26 protein-coding genes and 1 tRNA gene are annotated in these 23,344 nt (G+C 72.0%); 8 read left to right on the top strand and 19 right to left on the bottom strand.

Going from position 1 to position 23,344, the window contains the following annotated elements; all coding sequences use genetic code 11:
• Positions 1-365 precede the first annotated feature (365 nt).
• The 5 genes from BM430_RS19505 to BM430_RS19485 all read right to left on the bottom strand — a co-directional run bounded on the left by BM430_RS19505 (position 366) and on the right by BM430_RS19485 (position 3,473).
• A complete protein-coding gene (locus BM430_RS19505; RefSeq protein ID WP_093568906.1) occupies positions 366-686 on the bottom strand; it encodes a nitrile hydratase accessory protein in 321 nt (106 codons plus the stop codon).
• Positions 683-1,354, bottom strand: a complete 672-nt coding sequence (gene nthB / locus BM430_RS19500; protein ID WP_093568905.1) for a nitrile hydratase subunit beta — start codon at positions 1,352-1,354, stop codon at positions 683-685. Before nthB ends, BM430_RS19505 begins: the two co-directional genes overlap by 4 nt.
• Entirely contained in the window at positions 1,351-2,016 is a 666-nt protein-coding gene (gene nthA, locus BM430_RS19495) for a nitrile hydratase subunit alpha (RefSeq protein ID WP_093568904.1), read from the bottom strand. Before nthA ends, nthB begins: the two co-directional genes overlap by 4 nt.
• 53 nt (positions 2,017-2,069) lie before the next feature.
• Positions 2,070-2,870: a sulfur oxidation c-type cytochrome SoxA gene (soxA, locus tag BM430_RS19490; protein WP_093568903.1), complete on the bottom strand. Its 801-nt coding sequence runs from the start codon at positions 2,868-2,870 to the stop codon at positions 2,070-2,072.
• Positions 2,871-3,239: 369 nt separating this feature from the next.
• Positions 3,240-3,473, bottom strand: coding sequence for a hypothetical protein (locus BM430_RS19485; RefSeq protein WP_093568902.1), 234 nt, complete (start codon positions 3,471-3,473; stop codon positions 3,240-3,242).
• A 189-nt stretch (positions 3,474-3,662) separates the two neighbouring features.
• On the opposite strand from BM430_RS19485, the gene msrP reads away from it, so the two are divergent.
• Positions 3,663-4,637, top strand: coding sequence for a protein-methionine-sulfoxide reductase catalytic subunit MsrP (gene msrP, locus BM430_RS19480; protein ID WP_093568901.1), 975 nt, complete (start codon positions 3,663-3,665; stop codon positions 4,635-4,637).
• Positions 4,638-4,905: 268 nt separating this feature from the next.
• Here the strand turns inward: msrP and BM430_RS19475 are convergent, their stop codons facing one another.
• The 3 genes from BM430_RS19475 to BM430_RS19465 all read right to left on the bottom strand — a co-directional run bounded on the left by BM430_RS19475 (position 4,906) and on the right by BM430_RS19465 (position 10,930).
• Positions 4,906-6,255 carry an MFS family transporter gene (locus tag BM430_RS19475; protein WP_093568900.1) on the bottom strand — a complete coding sequence of 450 codons (1,350 nt, stop codon included), beginning with the start codon at positions 6,253-6,255 and terminating at the stop codon, positions 4,906-4,908.
• Between the two features lie 289 nt (positions 6,256-6,544).
• Positions 6,545-7,879, bottom strand: coding sequence for an ABC transporter substrate-binding protein (locus BM430_RS19470; RefSeq protein WP_093568899.1), 1,335 nt, complete (start codon positions 7,877-7,879; stop codon positions 6,545-6,547).
• A 63-nt stretch (positions 7,880-7,942) separates the two neighbouring features.
• A complete protein-coding gene (locus tag BM430_RS19465) occupies positions 7,943-10,930 on the bottom strand; it encodes a PAS domain-containing sensor histidine kinase (protein WP_093568898.1) in 2,988 nt (995 codons plus the stop codon).
• A gap of 304 nt (positions 10,931-11,234) precedes the next feature.
• Here BM430_RS19465 and BM430_RS19460 point away from each other — a divergent pair, with 304 nt between their 5' ends.
• A complete protein-coding gene (locus BM430_RS19460) occupies positions 11,235-11,756 on the top strand; it encodes a phasin (RefSeq protein ID WP_093568897.1) in 522 nt (173 codons plus the stop codon).
• A gap of 218 nt (positions 11,757-11,974) precedes the next feature.
• Here the strand turns inward: BM430_RS19460 and BM430_RS19455 are convergent, their stop codons facing one another.
• A complete protein-coding gene (locus tag BM430_RS19455; RefSeq protein ID WP_093568896.1) occupies positions 11,975-12,214 on the bottom strand; it encodes a hypothetical protein in 240 nt (79 codons plus the stop codon).
• 154 nt (positions 12,215-12,368) lie between these two features.
• On the opposite strand from BM430_RS19455, the gene BM430_RS19450 reads away from it, so the two are divergent.
• Complete coding sequence (locus tag BM430_RS19450; RefSeq protein WP_093568921.1) at positions 12,369-12,680, top strand: hypothetical protein; 312 nt, start codon at positions 12,369-12,371, stop codon at positions 12,678-12,680.
• A 64-nt stretch (positions 12,681-12,744) separates the two neighbouring features.
• Here the strand turns inward: BM430_RS19450 and BM430_RS19445 are convergent, their stop codons facing one another.
• From BM430_RS19445 to BM430_RS19415, 7 genes are all read right to left on the bottom strand, one after another.
• Complete coding sequence (locus BM430_RS19445; RefSeq protein WP_093568895.1) at positions 12,745-13,395, bottom strand: L,D-transpeptidase; 651 nt, start codon at positions 13,393-13,395, stop codon at positions 12,745-12,747.
• A 266-nt stretch (positions 13,396-13,661) separates the two neighbouring features.
• Positions 13,662-14,468: a transglutaminase-like domain-containing protein gene (locus BM430_RS19440; RefSeq protein WP_093568894.1), complete on the bottom strand. Its 807-nt coding sequence runs from the start codon at positions 14,466-14,468 to the stop codon at positions 13,662-13,664.
• A gap of 172 nt (positions 14,469-14,640) precedes the next feature.
• The gene (locus BM430_RS19435; RefSeq protein ID WP_093568893.1) at positions 14,641-14,886 is read right to left on the bottom strand and encodes a hypothetical protein; all 246 of its coding nucleotides are present in this window, start codon (positions 14,884-14,886) and stop codon (positions 14,641-14,643) included.
• Positions 14,887-15,052: 166 nt separating this feature from the next.
• On the bottom strand, positions 15,053-15,679 hold the full coding sequence (locus tag BM430_RS19430; protein ID WP_093568892.1) for a NepR family anti-sigma factor: 627 nt from the start codon (positions 15,677-15,679) through the stop codon (positions 15,053-15,055).
• Positions 15,680-15,781: 102 nt separating this feature from the next.
• Positions 15,782-16,921, bottom strand: coding sequence for a transglycosylase SLT domain-containing protein (locus tag BM430_RS19425; protein ID WP_093568891.1), 1,140 nt, complete (start codon positions 16,919-16,921; stop codon positions 15,782-15,784).
• Positions 16,922-17,137: 216 nt separating this feature from the next.
• Entirely contained in the window at positions 17,138-17,362 is a 225-nt protein-coding gene (locus BM430_RS19420) for a hypothetical protein (protein WP_093568890.1), read from the bottom strand.
• A 114-nt stretch (positions 17,363-17,476) separates the two neighbouring features.
• Positions 17,477-18,130 (bottom strand): hypothetical protein, encoded by a 654-nt coding sequence (locus tag BM430_RS19415; protein WP_093568889.1) that lies wholly within the window; start codon positions 18,128-18,130, stop codon positions 17,477-17,479.
• A 353-nt stretch (positions 18,131-18,483) separates the two neighbouring features.
• Here BM430_RS19415 and BM430_RS19410 point away from each other — a divergent pair, with 353 nt between their 5' ends.
• The 3 genes from BM430_RS19410 to BM430_RS19400 all read left to right on the top strand — a co-directional run bounded on the left by BM430_RS19410 (position 18,484) and on the right by BM430_RS19400 (position 19,940).
• Positions 18,484-18,783: a hypothetical protein gene (locus BM430_RS19410; RefSeq protein ID WP_093568888.1), complete on the top strand. Its 300-nt coding sequence runs from the start codon at positions 18,484-18,486 to the stop codon at positions 18,781-18,783.
• A 461-nt stretch (positions 18,784-19,244) separates the two neighbouring features.
• Positions 19,245-19,529, top strand: coding sequence for a hypothetical protein (locus BM430_RS19405; RefSeq protein ID WP_093568887.1), 285 nt, complete (start codon positions 19,245-19,247; stop codon positions 19,527-19,529).
• Between the two features lie 222 nt (positions 19,530-19,751).
• Positions 19,752-19,940, top strand: a complete 189-nt coding sequence (locus tag BM430_RS19400) for a hypothetical protein (RefSeq protein ID WP_093568886.1) — start codon at positions 19,752-19,754, stop codon at positions 19,938-19,940.
• 35 nt (positions 19,941-19,975) lie between these two features.
• Here the strand turns inward: BM430_RS19400 and BM430_RS19395 are convergent, their stop codons facing one another.
• Positions 19,976-20,197: a ribbon-helix-helix domain-containing protein gene (locus BM430_RS19395; protein WP_244539559.1), complete on the bottom strand. Its 222-nt coding sequence runs from the start codon at positions 20,195-20,197 to the stop codon at positions 19,976-19,978.
• Between the two features lie 176 nt (positions 20,198-20,373).
• Between BM430_RS19395 and BM430_RS19390 the strand changes: the two genes are divergently transcribed.
• Entirely contained in the window at positions 20,374-20,781 is a 408-nt protein-coding gene (locus BM430_RS19390; protein WP_177303104.1) for a VanZ family protein, read from the top strand.
• 6 nt (positions 20,782-20,787) lie between these two features.
• On the opposite strand, the gene BM430_RS19385 is transcribed toward BM430_RS19390, so the two are convergent.
• Complete coding sequence (locus BM430_RS19385; protein ID WP_093568885.1) at positions 20,788-21,078, bottom strand: DUF6894 family protein; 291 nt, start codon at positions 21,076-21,078, stop codon at positions 20,788-20,790.
• A 164-nt stretch (positions 21,079-21,242) separates the two neighbouring features.
• Positions 21,243-21,319: transfer RNA gene (locus BM430_RS19380), tRNA-His, on the bottom strand.
• A gap of 183 nt (positions 21,320-21,502) precedes the next feature.
• Here BM430_RS19380 and BM430_RS19375 point away from each other — a divergent pair.
• On the top strand, positions 21,503-23,323 hold the full coding sequence (locus tag BM430_RS19375) for a chloride channel protein (RefSeq protein ID WP_093568884.1): 1,821 nt from the start codon (positions 21,503-21,505) through the stop codon (positions 23,321-23,323).
• The last annotated feature ends 21 nt before the right edge of the window (positions 23,324-23,344 follow it).

The raw sequence follows: 23,344 nt of genomic DNA, 5'->3' as shown, positions 1-23,344 counted from the left end.
GCCGGTCGCGTCCCGCCGCCGCTTGAGGAGCGGCGGGACGCGACCTTCGGTGAGCAAGGAGCTGTAAGCACGGCCAAGGCCAGAGCAGGATGAGGGACCTGGGACCAGGACACTCCGCCACGTCATCGCGCGTCACAGCGCGTCGGGATGTTGGGAGCCTGGTTCTTCGCAAGGAACGCTTGTGCGCACCCCTTGGTGGCCCGCCGTCGTCCTCGTCGCATCAACCGCGGCGGCACGACGGCATCAGAGGCCGGATACATGACTGCTCCTGAACCGACTGGCTCAAACCGATGCTCACAAACCCTTGCGAAACGGGGGCCGTCCATACATGACGCGGAGAGGGTGAGTTCCGTGGGTTGCAGGTCTCAGGCCGGCCCCGGATCGTTCTCCAGCCGAATCGGCTCCCCGTGCGGCGTGGCCGCCGCCGCCCGCGCGAAGGCGGCGCGGCGCGCCTCCAGGGCCGCCGCGCTGGTCAGGCCGCGCTCGGCGAGCAGCGCCTCGATGGTCTCGAGCCACAGCGCGTAATCCGCGACGCGGTCGCCGGCCCGGCCGAGGGCCTGCGCCCACTCGCCCCAGGTGAACAGGCCGGCATCGTGCAGCGACACCACCAGCGCGAAGGTCTGTGCCTCCCAGGGGGCGGCGAAGACCGGGGGCTCGGGCGGACGGCTCGGGTGCGGGACGTTCATGCGCCGCCCCTGGCTGGTTCGAGGTAGCTCTCGAAGGCGTTGACCGAGACGGTGAGCCCCGGATCCGCGTCCTCGCCCCACAGCTCCAGTCCCGAGAAGCGCACGGTGTAGAGCCATTGCGGCGCCTCGCCGGCGAAGGCGGCGTTGGAATCCGGAAAGACGAAGCCGCCATGGACCCGCTCGACCGTGCCGGTGCGTCCGCGGACGTAGCGCGGCAGGCGGGTATGGCCGGCCGGGTGGATCACCTTGGCCCGCACCTCGTCGCCGGGGGCGAAGCGGGCGGGATTCGCCGCCGGGCGGTCGCTCGGGAAGCCGCGGGAAAAGAGCGGCTCCACCTCCTCGGCCTGGAGCACCCGGGCGACCGGGGCGGGCGGCGCCAGCGCGGCGCCGGCCGCGAGCTCGCCGGCCTCGACGAGGCCGTGCTGCTGCACCTGCTTCTCCAGGGCCCGGAACCAGATCCGGTAGTAGCTGGAGGTCAGGTACTCGCCGGGCGGCAGCGATTCGCGGGCGGCGCGGCTGGCATCGAGGTTCCAGGTGCCGGTCGCCCCCATCGCCATTGCCAGGGCGAAGACCCGCCGCTCCCAGGGAGCGTGGAACCGGGGCTCGTCCGCCTTGAGACCCAGCGGGCCGAAGCCCTGCATGCCGCCGAGATCCTGTCCGCCGTTCATGCGCCTGCCCCCTGGCCGGGGCTCGCGGGGAGCCCGGTGCCGATCATCGCATCGCGGGTGACGAGGTCGGCCAGCGCCGCCTCGTCGAGACCCTCGGTGCCGGGAGGCCGCATCGGCAGCACCATGTAGCGCAGCTCCGCGGTCGAATCCCACACCCGGATCCGCGTCTCGGGCGGCAGGCTCGTGCCGAACTCGGCGAGCACGCCGCGCGGGTCGATGACGGCGCGGGAGCGGTAGGGCGGCGACTTGTACCAGACCGGCGGCAGGCCGAGCACCGGCCAGGGATAGCAGGAGCACAGGGTACAGACGACGAGGTTGTGCTCGTCGGGCGTGTTCTCGACCACCACCATGTGCTCGCCGCCGCGCCCGCCGACATCGAGCTCGCGCATCGCCGCGCTGCCGTCCTGGAGGAGCCGTGCCTTGAAGGCCGGATCGACCCAGGCCCGCGCCACCACCCGGGCGCCGTTATGCGGCCCGACCTTGGTCTCGTAGGTCTCGATCAGCACGTCGAGGGCGGCCGGATCGACGTAGCCCTTCTCGACCAGGATCGATTCGAGGGCCCGCACCCGCAGGTCCATCGGCGACAACTCGCTGCCGTGCGGGTGGTCGTGGTCATGGTGATCGTGGCCGTGATGGCCGTGGTCATGGTGGTCTTGCGCCATGTTCGCCCTCCCGAAGGGGCCAGGATACGCGGCGGGCCCTCGCCCCGCCACCGTCACGGACGCACGGCCGGCGTCTCCACGGCGAGGGGCGCGGCGCGCTGCATCAGGTAGAGGGTCAGCGCCACCGCCTCCGCCGAGCCGGGGGTGAGCGGCTCGGCCCGCATCCCGGTGAGGCAGTTGCGCAGGCGCCGTTCCAGCGAGCCGAGATCCTGCCATTCGAGCCGGTAGAGCGGGTAGCCGGTCGGGTGCCCCTGCGGGATCGTGCTCGCGCCGAGGCGCCGGCCCCACTGCGCGTCGTGGCAGGCGGCGCAGGAGAAGCCGAGCTGGCCCATCGGCGTCTCGAACAGGGCCCGCCCCTCGGCCCGGGCCGGCGCGAGGCGGGGATCGTCCGGTGGCGCCAGCGGCCGCCCGCGGGAGAGGTGGCCGAGATAGGCGGAGAGCGCGAGGAGATCGCGGCCCTCCCGCGGCAGCGGCGTCGCGGCCTGGTGGCGGGCACGGCAGAGGTTGATCCGGCCTTCGAGGTCGACCGGCTGGCCCGCGCCCTCGTCCCAGGCCGGGTAGCGGCCGGCGACGCCGCGCATCGCGGATTCCGTGTGGCACCCGGCGCAGGCGGGCCTTTCGGGGGAGGGCGCCCGGGCGAAGAGCTCCGCCCCGTCCTGGACCCAGAGCATGCCCGGATTGGCGGTGTCGTCGGCTTGCATCGCCCGGGTCTCGGGCGCCATCTGGTCGAAGCCGGAGTGACGCTCGGCGGGTGGGATCCCTTGCGATGGGATGCCTTGCGCGGCGGCGGTGCCGAGGAGCAACGCCGCCGCGAGGGCGAGGCTGGCGAGAGTCCATCCTCTGGGTCGGCGCATGCCGGCGACATTCCTCATGGCCGGTGGGCGGAGGGCCCGAGACTACACGGGAGCCTGCAAGCCTGCACGTTCGCCGATGCAGGATCGCTCAAGCACCGAAATTCGTCATCCCACCCGAGGCATCATCCTGAGAGTCTGTTCGGCTTCTCGACAGTGTTGAAACCCTCCTCGTCATCCCGGGGCCGCGAGAGCGGAACCCGGGATCCATAACCGCTGACGCTCCAGAAGGGGTCGGAACGCGCACCGCCTGATCCGGCATCCTCAGCGGGTATGGATCCCGGGTTCTCGCCTTGCGGCGAGCCCCGGGATGACGTCGAGAGATGGTGAAATACGTGGTGGAATGAACGACGCAACCGATCAAAGAGGCTGTCAGATCGGCCGCACCTCCCCCGGGCGCAGCTTCAGCCGCGCCGCGAGGCGGTCCGAGAGGGTGCCGCTCAGCTCCACCGCCGCCTCCGGTGCCACCGCCTGCACGGCCGCCACGGCGGCGAGCGGGTCGGTCGCCATGGCGACGTAGACCCGCAGGCCCGGGGCGGCGGACCCGGTATCGGCGGCCGAGACGGCGACCGTGAAGGCGGTTTGTTTCGGCTTCTTGGCGGGCATCAGGTTCTATCGCACGCGGACGGGTCGCTGTCTCCGCCCGGGCCAAAGCCGCCCACACGTGATCGCGCCCGCGGCAGTTCCCTCGCCGAACCGTGACTTGCGCTGCCGGGCATTCGCCCCGATCTCCGCTACGAGACTCTGCCGTCCGAGATTTTCGTCCTCCGGGACACGGCCTTCAAGGGGCGAACCATGCACATCAAGGTCAAGCGCGACTGGGAGATGCCCGAGCGCCTCGCCACGCCCGAATCGATCTTCCTCGACCGCCGGGCGCTCCTCGGCGGCAGCCTCGGCCTGGCCGCTGCCTCGCTGGCCGGCGGGCCGGCGCTGGCCGCCGTGCCGGGGGAGGGGACCGGCGCGGTGAAGACCGCCGATCTCTACCCGGCCAAGCAGAACCCGGCCTACACCCTCGACCGTCCGCTGACGGCGGAGCGCTACAGCGCCGACTACAACAATTTCTACGAGTACGGCACCAACAAGACCGTCACCCCGGGCTCCAACGCCCTGAAGGTCCAGCCCTGGACGATCAAGGTCGACGGCCTCGTCGAGAAGCCGTTCGAGATCGGCTTCGAGGACCTGGTGCGCAAGATGGCGCTGGAGGAGCGGCTCTACCGCCACCGCTGCGTCGAGGCGTGGTCGATGGCGGTGCCGTGGACCGGCTTCCCGCTCGCCGCCCTGGTGGCGCTGGCCAAGCCCACCGGCGACGCCAAGTACATCCAGATGCAGACCTTCATGGACAAGGCGATGGCGCCGGGCCAGCGGGCGTTCTTCTATCCCTGGCCCTACACCGAAGGCCTGACGCTGGCCGAGGCCAACAACGAGCTCGCCTTCATGGTGACGGGCGTCTACGGCAAGCCGCTGCTCAACCAGTTCGGCGCGCCTTTGCGGCTCGCCGTGCCGTGGAAGTACGGCTTCAAGTCGGTGAAGTCGATCAATCGCATCACCTTCACGGCGGAGCGGCCCAAGACCTTCTGGGAGGGCCTGCAGGCCTCGGAATACGGGTTCTGGGCCAACGTGAACCCGGCCGTGCCGCATCCGCGCTGGAGCCAGGCGAGCGAGCGGGTGCTGGGCACCGACGAACGGGTGCCGACGCTGATCTACAACGGCTACGGCGCCCAGGTCGCCGACCTGTACAAGGGGCTCGAGAAGGAGCGCCTCTTCGCCTGACGGAAGAAGGGCCGGCGCATCGGTGGATGCGCCGGCCCTTCTTTTGCTGGTCGCGACCTGATCAACACCCTCCTGGTCATTCCGGGGCCGCGCAGCGGAGCCCGGAATCCAGACACTCAGGTTGTTCAGGATGAAGCGGAACGCACGCCGCCTTGTTCTTCACCACTTGCGGTTCTGGATCCCGGGCTCCGCTGCGCGGCCCCGGGATGACCCTGTGGACGTGGAAACGTGGAAGATCTCCCGGTCCACGTACTCCGTAGGATTGGACTTACGCCGTCCCGTCGCCCTGGAGATAGCCGGAGCGGCGGCTGTCGGGCATCTGCAGCGAGACCAGGAACGCCACGGCGCACATCGCCGTCACGTACCAGTAGAAGGTGGTCTCGTAGCCGGCCTCCTTGAAGGTCAGGGCGACGAACTCGGCCGAGCCGCCGAAGATCGCGTTGGCGATGGCGTAGGACAGGCCGACGCCGAGCGCCCGCACCTCGGCCGGGAACATCTCGGCTTTCACGAGCCCGCTGATCGAGGTGTAGAACGAGACGCACATCAGCGCCGCGGTGATCAGCAGATAGGCGACGAACGGGCTCTTGGCGTCGGCGATCGCGTGCAGCAGCGGCACCGTCAGCAGCGTGGTGAGCCCACCGAACAGCAGCATCGCGGTCTTGCGGCCGAACTTGTCGGCGAACATGCCGAAGAACGGCTGCGCCACCATGTAGGTGAACAGCACCGCCGTCATCACCAGGTTGGCGGTCTTCTTGTCCATGTGGGTGGTGTTCACCAGGTACTTCTGCATGTACGTGGTGAAGGTATAGAAGATCAGCGAGCCGCCGGCGGTGTAGCCGAGCACGGTGACGAAGGCGCGGCGGTGGTTGCGCCAGATCGACGCCATGCTGCCGGCCTCGCGCGAGGTGCGGGTCGCGGCGGTCGAGGTCTCGTGCAGCGAGCGCCGCAGGTAGAGCGCGACCACGGCGGCGGCGGCCCCGATGAAGAACGGGATGCGCCAGCCCCAGGCGATCATCGCCTTGTCGTCGAGGGTCAGCGTCACCAGCACCACGACGAGCGAGGCCAGGAGCTGGCCGCCGATCAGCGTGACGTACTGGAACGAGCCGTAGAAGCCGCGCTTCCCCTTCAGCGCCACCTCGCTCATGTAGGTCGCCGAGGTGCCGTACTCGCCGCCGACCGACAGCCCCTGCGCCATGCGGGCGAGCAGCAGCAGGATCGGGGCGAAGATGCCGATCTGGCCGTAGGTCGGCAGGATCGCGATGACGAGCGAGCCGGCGCACATCATCATCACGGAGATCAGCATCGAGGTCTTGCGGCCGTAGCGGTCGGCGACGCGGCCGAACAGCCAGCCGCCGATCGGCCGCATCAGGAAGCCGATCGCGAACACCGCCGCGGTGTTGATGAGCTGCACCGTCGGGTCGGAGCCCGGGAAGAACACGTCCTTGAAGTAGATCGCCGTGAAGGCGTAGGCGTAGAAATCGTACCACTCGACGAGGTTGCCCGACGAGGAGCCGATGATGGCCTTGATGCGGGCCTTGTTGTCGTAGGCCGCGATGGTCGGGTCTTGCGAGGCGAGGCCGTCGGCGGCCGCGGGCCGGCTCTGGGCGGTGCTGGTCATCGCGGGGTCTGTCTCCTCCCAGGGGTGAGCGATGGCGGGGCGCGAGCGGGCCGCCTGGGGCCGCGCGCCGCGCCCGGACTAGGAGAATGCACGGCCGGGGTACAGCCCCGCACCGCACCATTCCGGCATTTTCTCTCCGCTTCCGGCGAGTGTCCCAAGGATAATCGACTGACGCAAGGTCCGAAGTGTAGAATTCCGCGCCCGGAGAGACGTCCGGAGTGGTGCGCGGAAACCAATCGGAACAGGATCGGCGAATTGCTGCAATGCAACAATCTTGCGAAGACTTCGTTCAGGGCCCGGCCGAGCAGGCTTCCCGGGGTTTCGCGCCGGCGGTGCCGGTCTCGGTGGCGACGCGCTCGGCCAGGGCCGCCACCGCGGCGTCGAGATGGGGCGCGATCCGCTCGCGCGGGGCTGAGATCTCGTCGCCGACCTGTATCCAGCGGGCGCCGGTCCATTCCTGCACGGTGAGCGGGCGGCGCCCGCTATGGTCGGCGCAGGACAGGCGCAGGCGGCGGGCGAAGCCGACGAGGCCGAGCTCCTTCCAGCGCACGGGATCGAGGTTGATGGCCTCCAGCCCGCGGCGCATCGCGGACCCGTCGATCGTCCGCGTCCCGGCGAGCGCCTGCGCGTTGCGGATGCCCTCGGCCAGGATCACTCCGGCATAGACGCCGCGGTTGTAGAGCGGGCCGGCATTCTCCTCCTTGGGCGTGCGCGACAGCCCGGCATCGATCACCAGGAGGTCGATCTGGTCGAAGGCCGGGAAGCTGTCGCCCGGCGCGTGCCAGGTCACGGTGCGCAGGCCCTTGGCGGTGAGGTCGCGGGCGCCGGCGGCCGGCCGCAGCAGGTCGTCCTCGCCGGTCCAGCCCACCGTGACGACGCGGTTGAGGGGCAGCCCCGCGGCGGCCGCGTCGCGCAACGGGGTGCCGGCGAGGCCGGCGGTGGCGTCGAGGATCACGAAGTCGGGATCCGCGGCCCGGACCGCGCGCCAGGGGCCCGCGCCCTCCTCGGCGCCGTCCGGCAGGGCGTAGGCGCGGAAGGCGAGGCCGGCCTCGGCGGCCAGCGCCCGCAGCACCGGCTCCGGCTCGCGGCCCGCCGGGCTGTCGCGATGGATATAGGCTACGCTGCGGCCCTGCGGGCTGTCCTCGCTGCCGCCCTGCGCGACATGCGCGAGCGCCGCGCTCAGCGAATCCCAGACCGTGGCCGGCGGCGCGAAGGCCCAGGGCAGGACGTCGCCCCGCGCCATCGCGGCCGGGCCGTAGCCGGCGGCGACGAGCGGCATCCGGTCGGCGGCGAGGCGCGGCAGCAGCGCCAGGGCCGCGTCGGCGCTGCCGGGCACCAGCGCGATGCTGCCGCGGGCGACCGCCGCCTCGTAGCAGGCGAGCGCTCGCGCCGCCTCGCCCCCGGTCTCGCATTCCTCGACCGCGAGAGGGGTGCCGCCGACGCCGCCGTCGCGCCGGCCGAGCATGGCGAGGTAGTCGGTGAGTCCGTTCGCCAGGGAGGTGCCAGCGCCGGCCATCGGGCCGGTGCGCTCGGTGAGCACGGTCAGCGGCAGGACGTCGGCCGCCGCGGCCGGGCCGGCGACAAGTAAGAGAAGGGCGGCGATGGCGGCGGGGCGGGGCGACATGGCCGGGTCCTGACGGGGCGTGAACGGGCAGGAGCCTACGCCCGGGACCGCCCGGGCGATAGCTCAGGATTCGAGCACGCGCCCGGCCGGAAACAGCACCTCGACCAGCGTGCCCTCGCCCGGGCGGCTGGTGATCCGCAAGCTGGCGCGGTTCGCCTCGACGAGGGCCTTGGTCAGCGGCAGGCCCAGACCCGTGCCGCCGCCGCGGCGCTGCGCCGTGGCGATCTGGCGGAACGGCTGCAAGGCCGTCTCGATCTCCTCCGGGCCCATGCCGATGCCGGTGTCGCGCACCCGCAGCGCCACGCCGCCCCGGTCGGTCGCCGCCGTCGAGACGATGACCTGCCCGCCGGCATCGGTGAACTTGATCGCGTTCGAGATCACGTTGAGGGCGGCCTGGCGCAAGCTGCGCTGGTCGGCCAGCACCGCCGGCAGGCCGGGGGAGAAGCTCGTGCGCATCACCACCCGCTGCCGGGCGGCCTGGGGCTGCATCAGGGCGACCGACGCGGCCACGAGGTCGTTGAGGGACAGGCCGGCGAAGGCGAGGTCGAGGTGGCCGGCCTCGATCTTGGCGAGGTCGAGCAGGTCGTTGACCAGGCTGACCACGTGCTCGCCGGAGGCCCGGATGTCGCGCAGGTAGTCGCGGTAGCGGTCGCTGCCGACGGGGCCGAACTGCTCCTCCAGCATCACCTCGGCGAAGCCGATGATGGCGTTGAGCGGCGTGCGGACCTCGTGGCTGATCGTGGCCAAAAAATCGGATTTCTGGGCGCTGGCCCGCTCGGCCTCGCGCCGGGCGCGCACCAGCTCGGCCTCCGTGCGGCGGGAGGCCGAGACGTCGCGCAGCACCGCGGCGACGCGGCGCGGCGGTCCGCTCGCTACCGGCGCCAGGGTGAGGATGAGGGGCAACGGGCCGTCCGGCCCCCGCGCCATCACCTCGTCGCCGGTCGTCGCGGTAGCGCCGGCACTCGCCCGCAGCAGGGCGGCCTGGGCCGCCGGCCGGCTCTCGGGGGAGAACAGGCCGATCAGGGGCTCGCCCGCGACCTCGCGCGGATCGGCGCCGAGGAGGTCGCGCGCGCCGCGGTTCATCCGGACGATGCGGCCCTCCTCGTCGAGCACCACCACCCCGTCGGTGACCGCGTCGAGGATCGCGGTCGTCTCGCGCAGGTTGGCGTCGCGATGGGCGAGATGGATTTCGGCCGCCGCCAGCGACTGGACCGGATCGGTATCGGGCAGGCGCCGGATGGTGAGCAGGCTCGCGGGCGTGCCGTCCCACTCGATCACCCCGACGCTGACGCCGACCGGCACGCTGCCGCCGGTTCGGGTGGCGAGGGCGACCGGCGCGCCCTCATTAGGGCCGGGGGAGGCGGCCGAGGGGTCGCGGCCGCGAAAGATCGCCCCCGGGCCGCCGGCCGCCGCCAGGGCCTCGGGGCTGTCGTAATCCGCCAGGGCCAGGATCTGGCGGTTGGCGAGCAGCACCTCGTCGCCGCGATGGACCAGGAGCCCGACCGGCAGTCGCTCGACGAGGCGGGCGAGCGCCACCTCGGCGCCGCGCTCGGGCTGCCGGGCGAGCGCCTGCGCGCCCCGGAACGGCGTCACGGCGCCGCGCGCCGGCGCAGCATGCGGCACCGGAGCCGAGGCGGGCGCGGCACCCTCCGGATCGCCGGCGAAGCGCGCACCGAGCGCCCGGGCGATCTCCCGGAACGCCGCGTGCTCGTTGAGGGAGAGGGCGGCGGCGCCCGGACGCTCCTCCGACGGCGGCCCGGCGGCGGGGGGGTCAGCGGCCAGGGGCTCGGAGGCTCGGGGCTCGGCGGCTCGGGGCGGATCCTCGGACGGCGTGTCCGCGGCGGGAGCCGGATCGTGCGACGGATCGCCGTCAGCCTGGTCCCGCGGCGCTGCCGGCTCCGGCAGGGCGGCCTGCGCCGTCGCGTCGGGCGATCCCGCCGACGGAATGCCCGTACCCGAGGGTTTGGTGCCGAAGCCCCAGCTCATCCCGAGATGCGCGAAGGGCGCCGTCATCAGGCCGGCCAGCTCCCCCATCGTCGCCCCGGCGAGGGCGACGAGGTCGGGCGCGCCCGGCTCCGGCCGTGGGCCGTCCGGGGCCGGTTCGGGCCGGGGCGGAGTCTCCAGGGATGGTGTCTCCTGGGCCGGCTCCCCGGTGGGCAGGCGCCCGACGGCGATCACCGCCGCGGCGCGCTCGCGCAGGGAGGGGCGGGGCGGCTTCGGCTCGGGGGCCTCCGGCCGGTCCGCCGCCGGGACGACGCGCTCCGGATGGACGACGCCGAAGCCGCTGAAGCCCGCGAAGGCACGGCCGGCCCCGAGGCGGGGCGCCCCCGAGAGGTCGACCATGACGGCGTCCCGGGTTCCGGCGATGCGCCAGCGGACCGGCACGGCCCGGAAGGTCTTCCGTTCCGCCAGGGCCTCGACCAGGGCCGGCTCGGCCTCGACCGGGCCGGCGACGAGCTCGTCCCAGCTTCGGCCGACCGGCGAGGCGCCGACGGTCTCCGGCAGCCGCCCCGTCACCTCGACGAGGCAGCCGCGGGCGTCGCTGCGCCACAGGAAGCGCAGGCCGGGGCCCGGCGCGGGACGGGGGGCGGGCTCCGCGGGTGCAGGCTCGGGGGCGGGCGCCGGATCCGCGGCGGCCGGAGCCGTCGCGGCGGGTGCCCGGCGAGGGCGGCGCGCGGGCAGGGGATCGAGGATCGCGACGGCGAGGCCGGGCGCGCCGTCCGGCAGCGCGGCGGGCATGCAGGCGCAGAGCAGGGGCGGGGCGAGGCGTCCGGCGAGGCGCAGGCGCTCGAGCCGCGGCTGCGCCGTCCCGACGGGCAGGGCCAGGGAACCGCGCAGCTGTCCGGCAAGGCTCAGGGACGGGTCGATCCGCCCGTCCGGATCGGCGATCGTCTCGCGCAAGCCGGCGGCGGCCGGGGAAGCGTAGAGGAGCTGCGTCGCCGTGCGGTCGAGGAGCAGGACCGCGCGATCCTCACCGGCGATCCGCTGCCCGAAGGCCGGAACGGCCCGCAGGGCCTCGATCGTCGTCTCGAAGAGCACGTCCCGACCCACTGCCTCTCCCCAACGCCACGCCACATCCGGCCACGCGCCGCGCCCGGCACGACGGCCGGTCCCGACCGGTCGTCGCGAGAACCGGACCCGCCCGTCCTGCTTTAAACCAACTGACCCCTTCCCGCACCGGCACGAAATGCGCAGTCGCTGCGTTATCGTGCCGTCAACCTTAATGCCGCTCGAAAAGGTGGCATTTCGCCCGAAGCGTGCTATTGTGCAGTGCACAAACGTGCCGGGCCCCTAAAAAGTGCCGTGCCCGCAGCGTGCCACGCCGGGGGCCGCGCCAAACAACGAGGAGACGAACATGACCCAGACCCCGAACTACGAGATCCCGACCGAGATGCGGGACTTCGCGGAGAAGAGCGTCGAGCAGGCCCGCAAGGCGTTCGACTCGTTCCTCGGCGCGGCGCGCAAGACCGCCGACACCCTCCAGGGCTCGGCCGAGATGGCCCGCACCAACGCCCAGGAGACCTCGACCCGCGGCTTCTCCTTCGCCGAGCAGAACGTGAACGCCGCGTTCGACCTCGCCCAGAAGCTCGTCCGCTCGAAGGACGTGCAGGAGGCGATGCAGCACCAGGCCGAGTTCGTGCGCAGCCAGTTCGCCGCCATGCAGACGCAGGCCCGCGAGTTCGGCGGCCTCGCCCAGAGCGCGATGCAGCAGAGCGCCGAGAACGCCAAGCAGGCGATGCAGCAGGGCGCCGAGCAGGCCCGCAACGCCATGCAGCAGGGTGCCGAGCAGGCCCGCCAGGCGATGCAGAAGGGCACCGACGCCGCCCGCAGCGCCACCGACCAGGCGACCAACGCCGCCAAGGACGCCGCGTCCTAAGACGCACCGTCCGGGCCGACTGTCAGGACGGCCTCGGCCGCGCTCCGCGAGGGGCGCGGCCTTTTTTTTGTATCCACGAGCGATCCGGGCGGATCCAGGGCACGTGTGCTCGACCGGGTTTATACCCTCCGGGTCATTCCAGGGCCGCGAAAGCGGAGCCCGGAATGACGATGGGTGTGTCACGTCCGACAGCGACCGTGCGCAGGCCTCGAACCCCGTCACACCACGTCCGACGTCTTGCTGCGGTGCAGCGGGCCGATGCCGACCTCGATCTCGTCGAGCCCATCATTGGCGTCGAGATCCTCGGCGCCGGACCGGTGCACCGGCGGGTCGCAGGCGCGGATCAGCCGGACGATCTGCATCGCCCGGTCGGCGCAGTCGGGCGAGATGCGGGCGATGTCCTCCGCGAGTTCGAGGACCGCGTCGAGGGTGCGCTGCCACTGGGCCGAGGTGGTCACGGCGGATCTCCCTTGGCTCGATCGCGCGGCGCGGCCCGGAGGCCGCACCGGCCACGATTTGCCGCGCCGGGGCGGTTCGGCTACCGAAGCGGCGCCGGGGCGCCCGGCTCGCGGCGTCACGCAGGGTAACTCCCCGCCAGAGAGGAACGCAATGATGCGAGGGTTCGTTCGCGCCGGCCTGTCGTCGGCCGTGCTTTTGGTCGCGGTCCTGACCGGCTCGGCTCAGGCGCAGTACTACCGGGAGGACACGCCCCCCGGCTACGGCTACGACCGCTACGAGCGTCCGGCCCCGCGGCGCGCGGTCGGGTACAATTGCGATGCGGTGCAGCGCGGCTTCACCGGGCCCCAGCCCTATTCCTGCCCGCTGCCCGGCCCGCGGCCGCTCGGTGCCCGCTGCTTCTGCGACGTGCCGCTGGCGAGCTTCAGCGCGCCGCAGCCGCCGGCCCCGGGCCGCGTGTCGCCCTGACGAACGAAGAGGGCCGCCCCCGGGGGCGGCCCTGTCCTGGATTGACGGTCGTTTCGGGCGAGCTTCAGTTCAGCACCACCACCTTGGCGCCGACCTTGACCCGCGAATACAGGTCGGTGACGTCGTCGTTGGTCATGCGGATGCAGCCGGAGGACACGGCCTGGCCGATCGTGTCGGGCTCGTTCGAGCCGTGGATGCGGTAGAGGGTGCCGCCGATATACATCGCGCGGGCGCCGAGCGGGTTGTCGATGCCGCCGGCCATGTAGCGCGGCAGGTCGGGGCGGCGGGCCAGCATCTCCTTCGGGGGCGTCCAGGACGGCCACTCGCGCTTGGCGGTGATCGTCTTCGTGCCCGACCAGGTGAAGCCCGGGCGGCCGACGCCGACGCCGTAGCGCAGGGCCATGCCGTCGCCCAGCACGAGGTAGAGCCGGCGCTCGGCGGTCGAGACCACGAGCGTGCCCGGCGCGTAGCCGCCGTTGAAGGGAACCAGCTCGCGCGGGATCGGGGCGACCTGCGCCTGATCGGTGCTGCCGGCGGATTGTCCCTGACCGTAATACCCCTGCGTGCGGTAGCCCGGCGCGTCGTAGGGCTGGCTGGCGTAGTAATCCTCGCCGGGATTGGCGTCGAAGGGATCGTAGGGCGCCGCCTTGGCCGGCGCGGAGGCAAGAACGCACACGCTCAGAGCGCCCGCCAGGGCGGTAGCGAAGATCTTCATGGCCGGAGCCTTACCTCAGCAGTTACCTTTGCTGTACAATGCTGTCCCGGCTCAGTGGTTCCCGGTTAAAGCGACGCTAATGGCGAAGGTGGAGTACCGAGTCCGGTGGAACGGTTCACGGCCGGTTGACCGGGTCGGTCGCATCCGAGCGACGGCCTGGAGCGTTGTCCGACGAAGTGGATGCCGGTTCGTCGAAGAAAATGCGGCAAAACAAACACTTAGAGCGCTTCACGATGGCAGCGCGATCGTGAAGCGCTCTGAGCGGTTCAGGGCACCTCGTCGGTATGGACCTGGAAGCCGGCGAGCAGCGATGGACCGAAATTGGTCGAGATCGCCACGTCGGTGGCGTCGCGGCCCCGCGCCATCACGATGCGGCCGATCCGCGGCCTGTTGTGGCGCGCGTCGAACGTGTACCAGCGCCCGCTCAGATACACTTCGAACCAGGCGGAAAAATCCATCGGATCGGGCACGGCCGGGACGCCGATATCGCCGAGATAGCCGGTGCAGTAGCGCGCCGGGATATTCATGCAGCGGCAGAAGGTGACGGCGAGGTGCGCGAAGTCGCGGCACACGCCCTCGCGCTGGTTGAAGCCGTCCAGCGCCGAGCGGGTCGCGTCGGCGCGCTGGTAGTCGAAGCGGATGTGGTTGTGGACGTAATCGACGATGGCCTGCACCCGGGCCCAGCCCTCGGGCGTGTTGCCGAACAGCTGCCAGGCGGTGTTCGACAGTTTGTCGGTGTCGCAGTAGCGGCTGCCGAGCAGGTAGACCATCACGTCGTCGGGCAGGTCCTGCACCGGGTGCTGCACCGCGTCGGGCGCGACTTCGTCGGGCCAGCCGCTGTCCTGGACCAGGAAGTCGGCCGAGACGGTGAGCCGCCCGGGCGGGGCGACGATCCGGGTGCAGGTGTTGCCGTAGCGGTCGGCATAGTCGCGGGCCGAGATCGGTGGGTCGAAGCGCATCGCCGGCGAGGTGAGGCAATCGCCGAGCCGCGAGGGATGCACGCTGAGCATCAGCAGCATCGGCGTCGGGGCCGGGGAGTCGAACGTGATCGCGTACCCGGTCCGGATCCTCATGACGGTGCTGGCTCCCTGATGCTGCCGATGGGGGGTTCCCATCGGTACAACACAGGGTAAGGCCCCGGCATCGCGGCGGGTTGCGCGAAGAATCGGCAGGCGCTGACCGAAGTTTCGCCGCCCCGGCCAATCCGCGACCAGGAGCCTGCGGTTCCCGGCCAGCGCGCGCGACTCAGCCGCGCCGAGCCCTGGCCTCGAAGGCCGCCGCCATCGTGTCGTCGTGGCGTCCCAGGGTCTCGAGCCTCTCGGCCCGCCGGCTCTGCTCCCGGCTCTCCTCGCCGGGGCTCAGTTCGGCGAAGACCCGCGCCTGCTCGGCCTGCTGGCGGTGGCGCTCCGCCTGCTCGCGGAAGAAGGCCGCCTGCTGCCCCGCCGTCGCGGCGTACTCGGCCTGGTAGCTGTCGCGCTCGTTCGTCTTCATCTCCAGATCCCCCGATCTGTCCGGCCGGTCTTTGCCGGCCCACCACCTCCTGGAGATCGCGCGGCGCTCGGCCGCGCGACCGTCACTCCACAGTAGGGCACGAGCGGCGTGCCGATCAAATCCGCCGAAGGGGCAAATCCGTCGAAGAGAAGGAGTCGGCCGCGGGCTAAGCCACCGGCGGGCGCGGCGTGCGCGCCGCCTGCTCGGCGAGGGCGATCAGGTCGGGCGCCCGCTCGATCGGCACCGCCTGCGGTGGCAGCTGCGTCGCGGGCACGCGGGCCTCGGGCCGGGGCGGCTGCGCCACGACGAGGTGGATCGTCGGCCAGAGCGTCGCCACCGCGCGGGCGAGCCCCGCCCCGTCGAGGGCGCCGTCGCGGGCGGTCGGCAGGCCAATGAGCACCAGGGCGACCTCGCCGCCGTTCACCCGCAACGCCTCGAGCCCGGCATCGGGATCGAGGCAGCGAATCGTCTCGAGGCCCGCGCGGGCCAGGAGCGAGGCGGCCTCGCTCGCGCCGGGCACGTCGCCGACCAGGAGGGCGAGGCGGCCGGCGGGGATCCCGCCGGGAGGGCCGCCCTCCGCGCCGTCGCCGGCCTGCCGCGCGCGGCCGGTCTCCCGGGCCGTCTCCACCTCGCGCGCCTCCAGCTGGCGCAGCAGGGCGCTCAGCCGCTCCGGCACCGATTCGGCCACCAGGCCGTCATAGGCCGCGGCGAGGCCCGCCCCGAGGGCGTCGAGGGAGAGGGTGGGTGTGAGTGGTGTGCCGCCCGTCCGGCACCCGGCGCCCGCCGCGCCCATCGTCACCTCCTGATTCCGTCGTTGCGATCAGGAGGATAAATCTCGACGCGCGGCGAGGTTTCCCCAGAAGAAGGCTTCGCGGGACAGGTTTTTCGCGAGCTCTCAGGGGGTATCGGCGGCGTAGGCCATCACGCCCATCAGGGCGCCGACGTCGCGGTAGCGGGCGCCGCGGGTGCTCATCATCGCCTCGAACTTGTCGTGGACCTGCGCCACCGTGAGGCTGCGGGCCTTCCGTTTGCCGACGCGCTCGTAGAAGATCGGGCGGTTCGCCTTGGCGGGCTTCGGCAGCAGGGCGGCCGCCTCGGCCTTCGGCTCCTCGACCACCTTGGCCATGAAGCGCTCGGCGTCGTCCGGCCCGAGGAAGTGGGCGAGGTAGGTCTCGCCGAGGGTGAGGTCGCGGCCGATCCGGGCGGCGATGCGCGCGGCATCGCGCTTCAGCATCTCGCCCGCCATCAGGGCGGAGAGGGAGGGATCGCGGCGCAGGTCGAGGATGCGGGCGCGCTCGGTGGAATCGGCGACGCCGTTATCCTCGCCGATCAGCCCCGCCTCGCGGGCATAGCCGTGCTGGGCGCCGAATTCCCGCATCACCTGGAGCCAGGTGCGCTCGATGAACTGGTAGAGGCCGGTGGCGGACGAGGTCCGGGCCTGGACCTCGGTCAGGAAGCTCGATTCCTTGTCGGCCACCGCCATCAGCAGCACCGGGTCGGTGCGCACGGTCGCGGCGGCCCGCACGATGGTCTGGACGAGGTGGCGCCGGATCCGCATCGGCCCGAAGCTCAGCACCTCGTTGGGGTCGCCCCCGGTGCTGGCCGCGAGCAGGTCGTCGTAGGAGACCCGGTCGACGCCGGACGAGCCGAGGGCGGTGTCGAGGTCGTGGACCGGCTCGCGCAGGGGGGCCATCGTGGCCGCGTCGCGGGCGGGCGCCGACGGGGCCTTGGCGGCCTGGATCGGGACGGTCTGGATCTTGGGAGTGGGCATCACCAGGAGGTCGGCCATCATGGTGACGGCCGGGCGGGCGGTCATCAGGTCGGCGCCGTATTGATGCAGCAGGGCGGACAGGCCCGCGGCGAAGCACCCGGCCGCGAGCAGCGTGCGCGCCATGACCGGCACGCCCCCGTGGGCGGCGCGGCTGCCGAGCGACAGGGCGTCGCCCGAGAGGACGGTCCCGGAGAGAGCCATTCCCGGCGCTCCCGCCATCCGCAGGCCGCTCCGCTGTGCCGATCCGTCCGCTCGACGTCTCATATGGTGTATCGCCCCGGTTTCCACGCCTCTGGGACGCAAGAAGCCGGTGAGATGTGGCAATAAGACGGCGACGCTCTCACAGCTCATCGCCGTCTCACATAAGCTCCGCCGTACGAGCCGCCGAGCATTCGGATCCCGTTACGGCCAAGCTTGACCTGAGGGACCGCTCCGGAGACTGCGAATGCCGATGGTGCGGTGCGGCGAAGCGTCCCCCGTTCAGCGGGTGGCGGGCTGGACCGCGGTGTCGCGGTCGCGCTGGCGCTTGTTGGCCTGGTGGCGGCCGAGCGCGCAGCCGGCGGCGGCACCCGCGAAGGTGTGGCCGACCGCGTGGCCGGCGATGCCGCCGACGACCGCGCCCTTGATGCAACCCTTCGCCTCGGCGGCTCCGGCGAAGCCGGCCAGACCCACGGCCAGCACCGCGCCGGCGATCATCTTGCGCATGGTCATCTCCCGTACGTCACGTCATGGACGTCACTGAACAGGTCAAGTCGTGATCCGGTTCCCTCGCCCGCGTGACCTAAGCCGACGCGCGACCGCACGCGACGGATGCCGCGCTCAGGCGTGCGCCAGGACGTAGATCTGCAGCGCGACCTCGACGGCGAGCAGGAGCGCGATGACCGTGAGGAGCAGGGCCAGCACGGCCTGGCCCCGGGTGTCGAACAGCGCCAGGACCTGGGCGACGACGTTTCGCGCCGCCAGCCCGGCCGTCGTCCCGGGCCCCGAGCCCGGACCCGCCGGCGTCCCCGCCGGCCGGGCGCCTGCCCTGGGCGACGCCGCGACGTCTCCGGGCCCGATATCCGCGGCCCTGGGATCGTCCGGCCCGGGCTCCTCGGCCGTGAAGTCCCTCGGCCGGAATTCCTGGATGTCGAAGCTCGGCCGGTAGGCACCGACCGGCACCTGGATCCGGACCGGCCAGAACCGGCCCTCGTCGGCATAGACCTCGTCGAGGACCCGGCGCAGGCGGCCGGCCTCGACCCGCACGCTCGGATCGTTGCTCGGATCGAAGCTGTCGGCCCGGCCGAGGGCCTGGGTGGCGATGGTGTAGGCCTTGATCGCCTCGCCCCGCCCGGCCAGTTCCTCGTCGACGATGTAGCTCAGGAAGGCGGCCAGCTTCTGCGACCGTCGGAACGCGGGCGCGCGCAGGCAGCCGTCGAGGCTGCGGCGTACGGCCTCGGTGGAGACGGGGTCCGTGCTGGTCTCTTCCTTCATCACAGCTCAGTCCGGCCCGCCGATCGATGCGGGACGACCACTACAATCATTTGCATCAAAGATTGCTCCATACATTGTGCGTATGATCGCGCGGCGCGCAACCTCGCCGTACTGAGGTCTGACGCCGTAACGGGAGCGGAGCCTGCATCCTGATCGCTGCGTTCTGCTGCCCGTTGCGATCTGGCCCGCGACTTGGCTTGGATCCCGTCGTCGGATCTCCCAGCTCGATCCGATCGCGACAGTGGTCGGCTTCCTCTCCGGCAATAGACAGGGAGAGTATTCGCAGGAGCTTAACTGATCGCTAACCATATCGGCCGGAAGATCCGACGCAGCTGACCGCACCGAGGTGATCCATGCCGCAAGCTCAGACCCGCCCGCTGCCCACGGCGTTCGCGCGCTATCCGATCCCGCTCGAGCTGCTGGCCGTCCTGCATCGCGCCAGCGAGGACGACGTGGATGCCCTGGTCTCGCGCATGCCGGTGACCGGGCGGGCGCGGCTGGCGGCCTACTGCACCGACAAGGACCACCTGCACCGGCTCGGCCTGCGCATCGCCGGCACCTGCGACGAGGCCGCTCTGGTGCGGGTCGTCGGGGCCGATGCGGGGGCGAGCCTCTACGCCCAGTCCCGGCCGACCGGGATGCTGCCGAGCTGAGGCACCCGCCGCCCCGCGTCACGACGACGTCAACCTCGAGGGACTGCCGAGGGGCTGCATCGCGCGGCCCCTCTTCGCGTTGGGGCACCCCCCGGCCATCGGCTCCGACGGACAGGCATCGGGACAGCGAGGCACCAAGAAAAAAGGCCGCTCTCGCGAGCGGCCCGAAGTCTAGGGAGGAAACGCCCAAAGAGGGCTGCAAGGCCGCGACGCCATCGCGACCGTGCGATGCACAAACTACCGTGCGCCGCACAAAACGCAAGCGGTATTTTCGGTTTCGAGCCTATGCGAAACGAATGGCAGCGCTGCACCTCGCTCCTAGTTTCGAAAGCGGGTTTCGGATCGGCGCGTTCGCCGATCCGGGCCGTGAGCGCCGCAGCCCAATGGGCGAGGGGCCGGGGCAGGAACCGGGCCGAGGCGGCGAGGGTTGAGCGGGCACAACAACCCTCGGAGGAAACCTGATGACCCGCTTTACCGTTCTCGGTGCCGGACTGATCCTGCTCGCCGGGACGCTCGGTGCGGCCGCCGGCCCCTGCGCGCCAGGCCAGACCGCGCAGAAGATGGACAAGAGCTCGAACGTCGATCCGCCCGCCACCGCCTCGGTCACGCCCGGCGCGAAGGCTGAATCCCCCGGCACGGTCGGGGCGATGCAGAATCTCGGCGCGCAGACCGCGACCTCGCCGGCCGATGTCAGCCGGCAGTCGAAGGGCGAGAAGACCGCCGCGCAGCAGGCCAACGACTGCTGACGCCGGTCGAGCGAACGGCCTTCCGCCGATGACGCAGGCTCCTCTCGCGGGGGGCCTGCGCCGTGCGTGGTGCCCGGACGCGGCGGTGCAGGCCTGAATCGTCGCAGCGCTCACCGCGCCCGCATCCGGGCAGCGCCGGCCGCGTTGCCTTCCGCGAACGTCCGGTGCGCCGCGTCGCCGGCCGGCACCGGACGAGAGAGACGACAGGAGAGGAGGACAGACATGGCCGACCGGACGCCCGAGATGGCCAGGGCCCAGATCGCCTTCGCGCTGCAGGCCAAGCGCGAGTCGCTGGCGGCGGCGACCGACGCCCTGCGGACCTCGCCCGAGGATGGCGAGGCGCGCCGCACCGTCGAGCGGCTGACCGAGGATGTCGGCCGCCTGGAGATCCAGCTGCGCGGCGCGGCCTGACGAAGGACCGGGCCGCTCGGGTCGGCCCGGACCGATCAACCCGCGGGCGTACCCTTCAGGTAGCCCTTCGCCCGCAGGTATTCCCGCAGGACGAGGCAGATCGCCTCGCCGCGGGAGAGCTGCTCCACGGCGGCGAACTCGGTCAGCCCCCGCGCGAGGTCGTCGGGGATGTGGAACGCCTCCTCGTCGCGGGCGGGCCCGGGGTCGCCGGCTCCGCTGGGCGTCTCGCTGGTGTCGGTCACGGGGGGATCGGTCATCGGGCGCCTCCGGCTCGTTCCCGGGTATCGCGCCGGTGAGGCGATCGTTCCGCCTACCGCCAATGGTCACCCTCGATCGGGCGGGCGCCGCACCGGATGGTGCACTTGTCCGGCCGACGCACCCGGCGGACGATCGGCGCGAGCCCGGGATGGGATCGAGACGAGGGAGTTCGGGCATGAGACCGGGCGCGCTGACCGACTTGCGGCGCATCGCCGGGCTGGCGGGTCTCGCCTGCCTGCCGGTGCTGGTCTGGCTGTCCTGGATTCCGAAGGACTGGGAGCTGCGCACCGGCGCGGCCGGCCAGCTGGAGCACCTCGTCGCCTATGCGGGCACGGCCGGCCTTCTCGGCCTCGGCTTTCCCCGTCGGCCGGTCTGGCGGCTCGCCCTCGCCCTCGTCCTGCTCGCGGGCCTCCTCGAGATCGGGCAGATCTGGGTTCCGGGCCGCACCGCGCAGGTCGTCGACTTCGCGGCGAGCGCCGGCGGCGCCCTGCTCGGGCTCGCCGCCGCGCGCACCCTCGCCGGCCGCTGGATCGCGGCCGGGCAAGATTCCTTGCGACAGAACCCCTTGCAGAAAGCCCTGTAGCGGCCGTCAGGCCGCCCGCACCATCCGCGGCCGGGCCGGGCGCGAGGTCAGGCGCACGGGCTCCTCCGGCCCGCGCACGGTGAGGGCGAGGCTCACGGTCATCACGGCCCCGCCCGCCCGGTCGCGCACCCGCACCTTCAGGTCTGAGAGGTCGGCGCCGGGCAGGCCGGCCCCGGCGAACTCGATCGCCGTGCGGGTCGCCTCGCCGCGGATCTCGTCCTGGCTGCAGAGAATCAGTCCGATATCGTCCCGGCACTGCCAGGCACCGGCGCTCAGATCGAAGAAGTAGCGCTGCACACCGTCCTCCCCTCGTTCTGGGGAGAGATGTGCACAGACCTTATGGCCTATGCTTTAACAAATTTGAAAGGATTGGTCCGGATCGGTCATCGTGACCGGCCTGTGTTGCGCCCGGGCCTCGATCCCCACGCAATCCGGCCTGCAGCCTCAGGCCGCGAGGGTCGTGGTACCGCCACCCCGGCTCGAACGGGGGACCTCTAGATCCACAATCTAGCGCTCTAACCAACTGAGCTATGGCGGCTCGCGACGGGGGGCTGTGTAGTCCGACCGGAGCGCCGTGGCAAGCGCCGTTCGGCGGCTTTCGCGCCGGACGGGTGGGAAACTGCGCCGGCTCAGTCGGGAATCCCGATCGACCGGCCGGCTTTCGCGCCCTAAACCGCTGCCGGCGCCCGCCCTGTCCCTCGAGAGCCCGCCCGACGGTCCGATGACGTCCAAATCCGAGACGGTCCGCCGCTCCCTCACGGAGAGCGCCCTCGTGCTGGCGCCGGGGGCTTTGCGCGCCTGGGTGCGCGGCGGCGAGATCGGCCTGATCCTGCTCGCGGCCCTCGTCGGCTGCGTGTCGGGGGGGCTGGTCAGCGCCATGGGCTGGGCCGCGCAAGCCGCCCACGAGTGGCTGTTCGGCCTCGACCTCGACGAACGCCTGAGCGCGACGGCCCGCGTGTCGCCCCTCGTGGCCCTCGGCGTGCCGGCCCTGGGCGGGGTGCTGCTCGGCCTGGCGGTCTGGCTCGGGGGCCGCGTCCGGCGCGTGCCCGGCAGTCCGGTGATCGACCCGATCGAGGCCAACGCCCTGCATGGCGGCCGGCTCTCGCTGCGGGATTCGGTGCTGGTCGCGGTGCAGAACCTGATCTCGAACGGCTGCGGCGCCTCGGTCGGGCTCGAGGCCGGCTATACCCAGATCTCCGGCGGGGTCGCCTCGCGGCTCGGCCTGAGCTTCGAATTGCGCCGCAACGACATGCGGGTGCTGGTGGGCTGCGCGGCGGCGGCGGCCATCGCGGCGGCGTTCGGGGCGCCGCTGACGGGGGCGTTCTACGCCTTCGAGCTGATCATCGGCACCTACGCCATCGGGTCGCTGACCCCCGTCGTCACCGCGGCCTTGGCCGGCGCCTTCGTGTCGCGGGCGCTCCTCGGGCACCAAACCGTCATCACCCTCGGGGCCACCCCGGCGGTCGGCCCGGCCGACTACCTGCCGACCCTCGGCCTCGGGCTGATCTGCGCCGGCCTCGGCATCCTGATCATGCAGGGCGTCACCCTGGTCGAGGAGGGGGTGCGCCGCACGAAGGTGCCGCCGCTCGCCCGGCCGGTGCTGGGCGGCCTCGCGGTCGGGGCGCTGGCGCTGGTGGCGACGCCGCAGGTTCTCTCGGCCGGGCACGGCGCGCTCCACCTCAACCTGTCGGAGGACGGCGCGGCGGTCGGCGCGGCGGGGCTGATCCTGATCTTCCTCGCCAAGGCGCTGGCCTCGGCGATCTCGATCGGCACCGGGTTCCGCGGCGGGCTGTTCTTCGCCTCGCTGTTCCTCGGCGCGCTCGCCGGCAAGATCTTCGTGATGCTGGCCCCGCCGCTCGTCGCCATGGTGCTGCCGCCGGTGACCTACGCGGTGGTCGGGATGAGCGCGCTCGCCGTCGCGGTGATCGGCGGGCCGATGACGATGACGTTCCTGGCGCTGGAGGTGACCGGCGACTTTCCGATCGCCAGCCTGGTGCTGGTGGCGGTGATCGCCTCCTCGCTCACGGTGCGCAAGACCTTCGGCTACTCCTTCGCGACCTGGCGCTTCCACCTGCGCGGCGAGTCGATCCGCAGCGCCCACGACGTCGGCTGGATCCGCACCCTGACGGTGGGCCAATTGATGCGGCGCGAGGTGCGCACGGTGCGCAGCGACACCACGCTCGCGGCCTTCCGGCGCGCCTTCCCGCTCGGCTCCGGCACCCAGGTCGTCGCCGTCGACGAGGCCGGGCTCTATGCCGGCATCGTGCTCGTCGCCGAGGCCCATGCCGCGCCGATCGACGACAAGGCCGCCGAGACGAAGGTCGTCGACCTCCTGCGCTACCGCGACCAGGTGCTGGTGCCGCAGATGAACGCCAAGGAGGCGGTCGCCCTGTTCGACAAGGCCGAGAGCGAGGCGCTCGCGGTGGTCGAGAGCCGCGAGGCCCGCCGGGTGATCGGGATACTCAGCGAGAAGCACACCCTCAAGCGCTACAGCGACGAGCTCGACCGCCAGCGCCGGGCGAGCGTGGGGGAGGTGGCATGATCCGGCCGCATGGCGGGCGCG

The organism is Methylobacterium sp. 174MFSha1.1 (assembly GCF_900116815.1).
Taxonomy (GTDB): Bacteria; Pseudomonadota; Alphaproteobacteria; order Rhizobiales; family Beijerinckiaceae; genus Methylobacterium.
The sequence above is the reverse complement of the archived record's forward strand: the minus strand, read 5'-3'. Positions and strand labels throughout refer to the sequence as shown.

Excerpts from the sequence above, each read along its gene's own strand:
- BM430_RS19505 (WP_093568906.1), bottom strand. The coding sequence starts at position 686 with ATGAACGTCCCGCACCCGAGCCGTCCGCCCGAGCCCCCGGTCTTCGCC.
- nthB (WP_093568905.1), bottom strand. The coding sequence starts at position 1,354 with ATGAACGGCGGACAGGATCTCGGCGGCATGCAGGGCTTCGGCCCGCTG.
- nthA (WP_093568904.1), bottom strand. The coding sequence starts at position 2,016 with ATGGCGCAAGACCACCATGACCACGGCCATCACGGCCACGATCACCAT.
- soxA (WP_093568903.1), bottom strand. The coding sequence starts at position 2,870 with ATGCGCCGACCCAGAGGATGGACTCTCGCCAGCCTCGCCCTCGCGGCG.
- BM430_RS19485 (WP_093568902.1), bottom strand. The coding sequence starts at position 3,473 with ATGCCCGCCAAGAAGCCGAAACAAACCGCCTTCACGGTCGCCGTCTCG.
- msrP (WP_093568901.1), top strand. The coding sequence starts at position 3,663 with ATGCACATCAAGGTCAAGCGCGACTGGGAGATGCCCGAGCGCCTCGCC.
- BM430_RS19475 (WP_093568900.1), bottom strand. The coding sequence starts at position 6,255 with ATGACCAGCACCGCCCAGAGCCGGCCCGCGGCCGCCGACGGCCTCGCC.
- BM430_RS19470 (WP_093568899.1), bottom strand. The coding sequence starts at position 7,879 with ATGTCGCCCCGCCCCGCCGCCATCGCCGCCCTTCTCTTACTTGTCGCC.
- BM430_RS19460 (WP_093568897.1), top strand. The coding sequence starts at position 11,235 with ATGACCCAGACCCCGAACTACGAGATCCCGACCGAGATGCGGGACTTC.
- BM430_RS19450 (WP_093568921.1), top strand. The coding sequence starts at position 12,369 with ATGCGAGGGTTCGTTCGCGCCGGCCTGTCGTCGGCCGTGCTTTTGGTC.
- BM430_RS19445 (WP_093568895.1), bottom strand. The coding sequence starts at position 13,395 with ATGAAGATCTTCGCTACCGCCCTGGCGGGCGCTCTGAGCGTGTGCGTT.
- BM430_RS19440 (WP_093568894.1), bottom strand. The coding sequence starts at position 14,468 with ATGAGGATCCGGACCGGGTACGCGATCACGTTCGACTCCCCGGCCCCG.
- BM430_RS19435 (WP_093568893.1), bottom strand. The coding sequence starts at position 14,886 with ATGAAGACGAACGAGCGCGACAGCTACCAGGCCGAGTACGCCGCGACG.
- BM430_RS19430 (WP_093568892.1), bottom strand. The coding sequence starts at position 15,679 with ATGGGCGCGGCGGGCGCCGGGTGCCGGACGGGCGGCACACCACTCACA.
- BM430_RS19425 (WP_093568891.1), bottom strand. The coding sequence starts at position 16,921 with ATGAGACGTCGAGCGGACGGATCGGCACAGCGGAGCGGCCTGCGGATG.
- BM430_RS19420 (WP_093568890.1), bottom strand. The coding sequence starts at position 17,362 with ATGCGCAAGATGATCGCCGGCGCGGTGCTGGCCGTGGGTCTGGCCGGC.
- BM430_RS19415 (WP_093568889.1), bottom strand. The coding sequence starts at position 18,130 with ATGAAGGAAGAGACCAGCACGGACCCCGTCTCCACCGAGGCCGTACGC.
- BM430_RS19410 (WP_093568888.1), top strand. The coding sequence starts at position 18,484 with ATGCCGCAAGCTCAGACCCGCCCGCTGCCCACGGCGTTCGCGCGCTAT.
- BM430_RS19405 (WP_093568887.1), top strand. The coding sequence starts at position 19,245 with ATGACCCGCTTTACCGTTCTCGGTGCCGGACTGATCCTGCTCGCCGGG.
- BM430_RS19400 (WP_093568886.1), top strand. The coding sequence starts at position 19,752 with ATGGCCGACCGGACGCCCGAGATGGCCAGGGCCCAGATCGCCTTCGCG.
- BM430_RS19395 (WP_244539559.1), bottom strand. The coding sequence starts at position 20,197 with ATGACCGATCCCCCCGTGACCGACACCAGCGAGACGCCCAGCGGAGCC.
- BM430_RS19390 (WP_177303104.1), top strand. The coding sequence starts at position 20,374 with ATGAGACCGGGCGCGCTGACCGACTTGCGGCGCATCGCCGGGCTGGCG.
- BM430_RS19375 (WP_093568884.1), top strand. The coding sequence starts at position 21,503 with ATGACGTCCAAATCCGAGACGGTCCGCCGCTCCCTCACGGAGAGCGCC.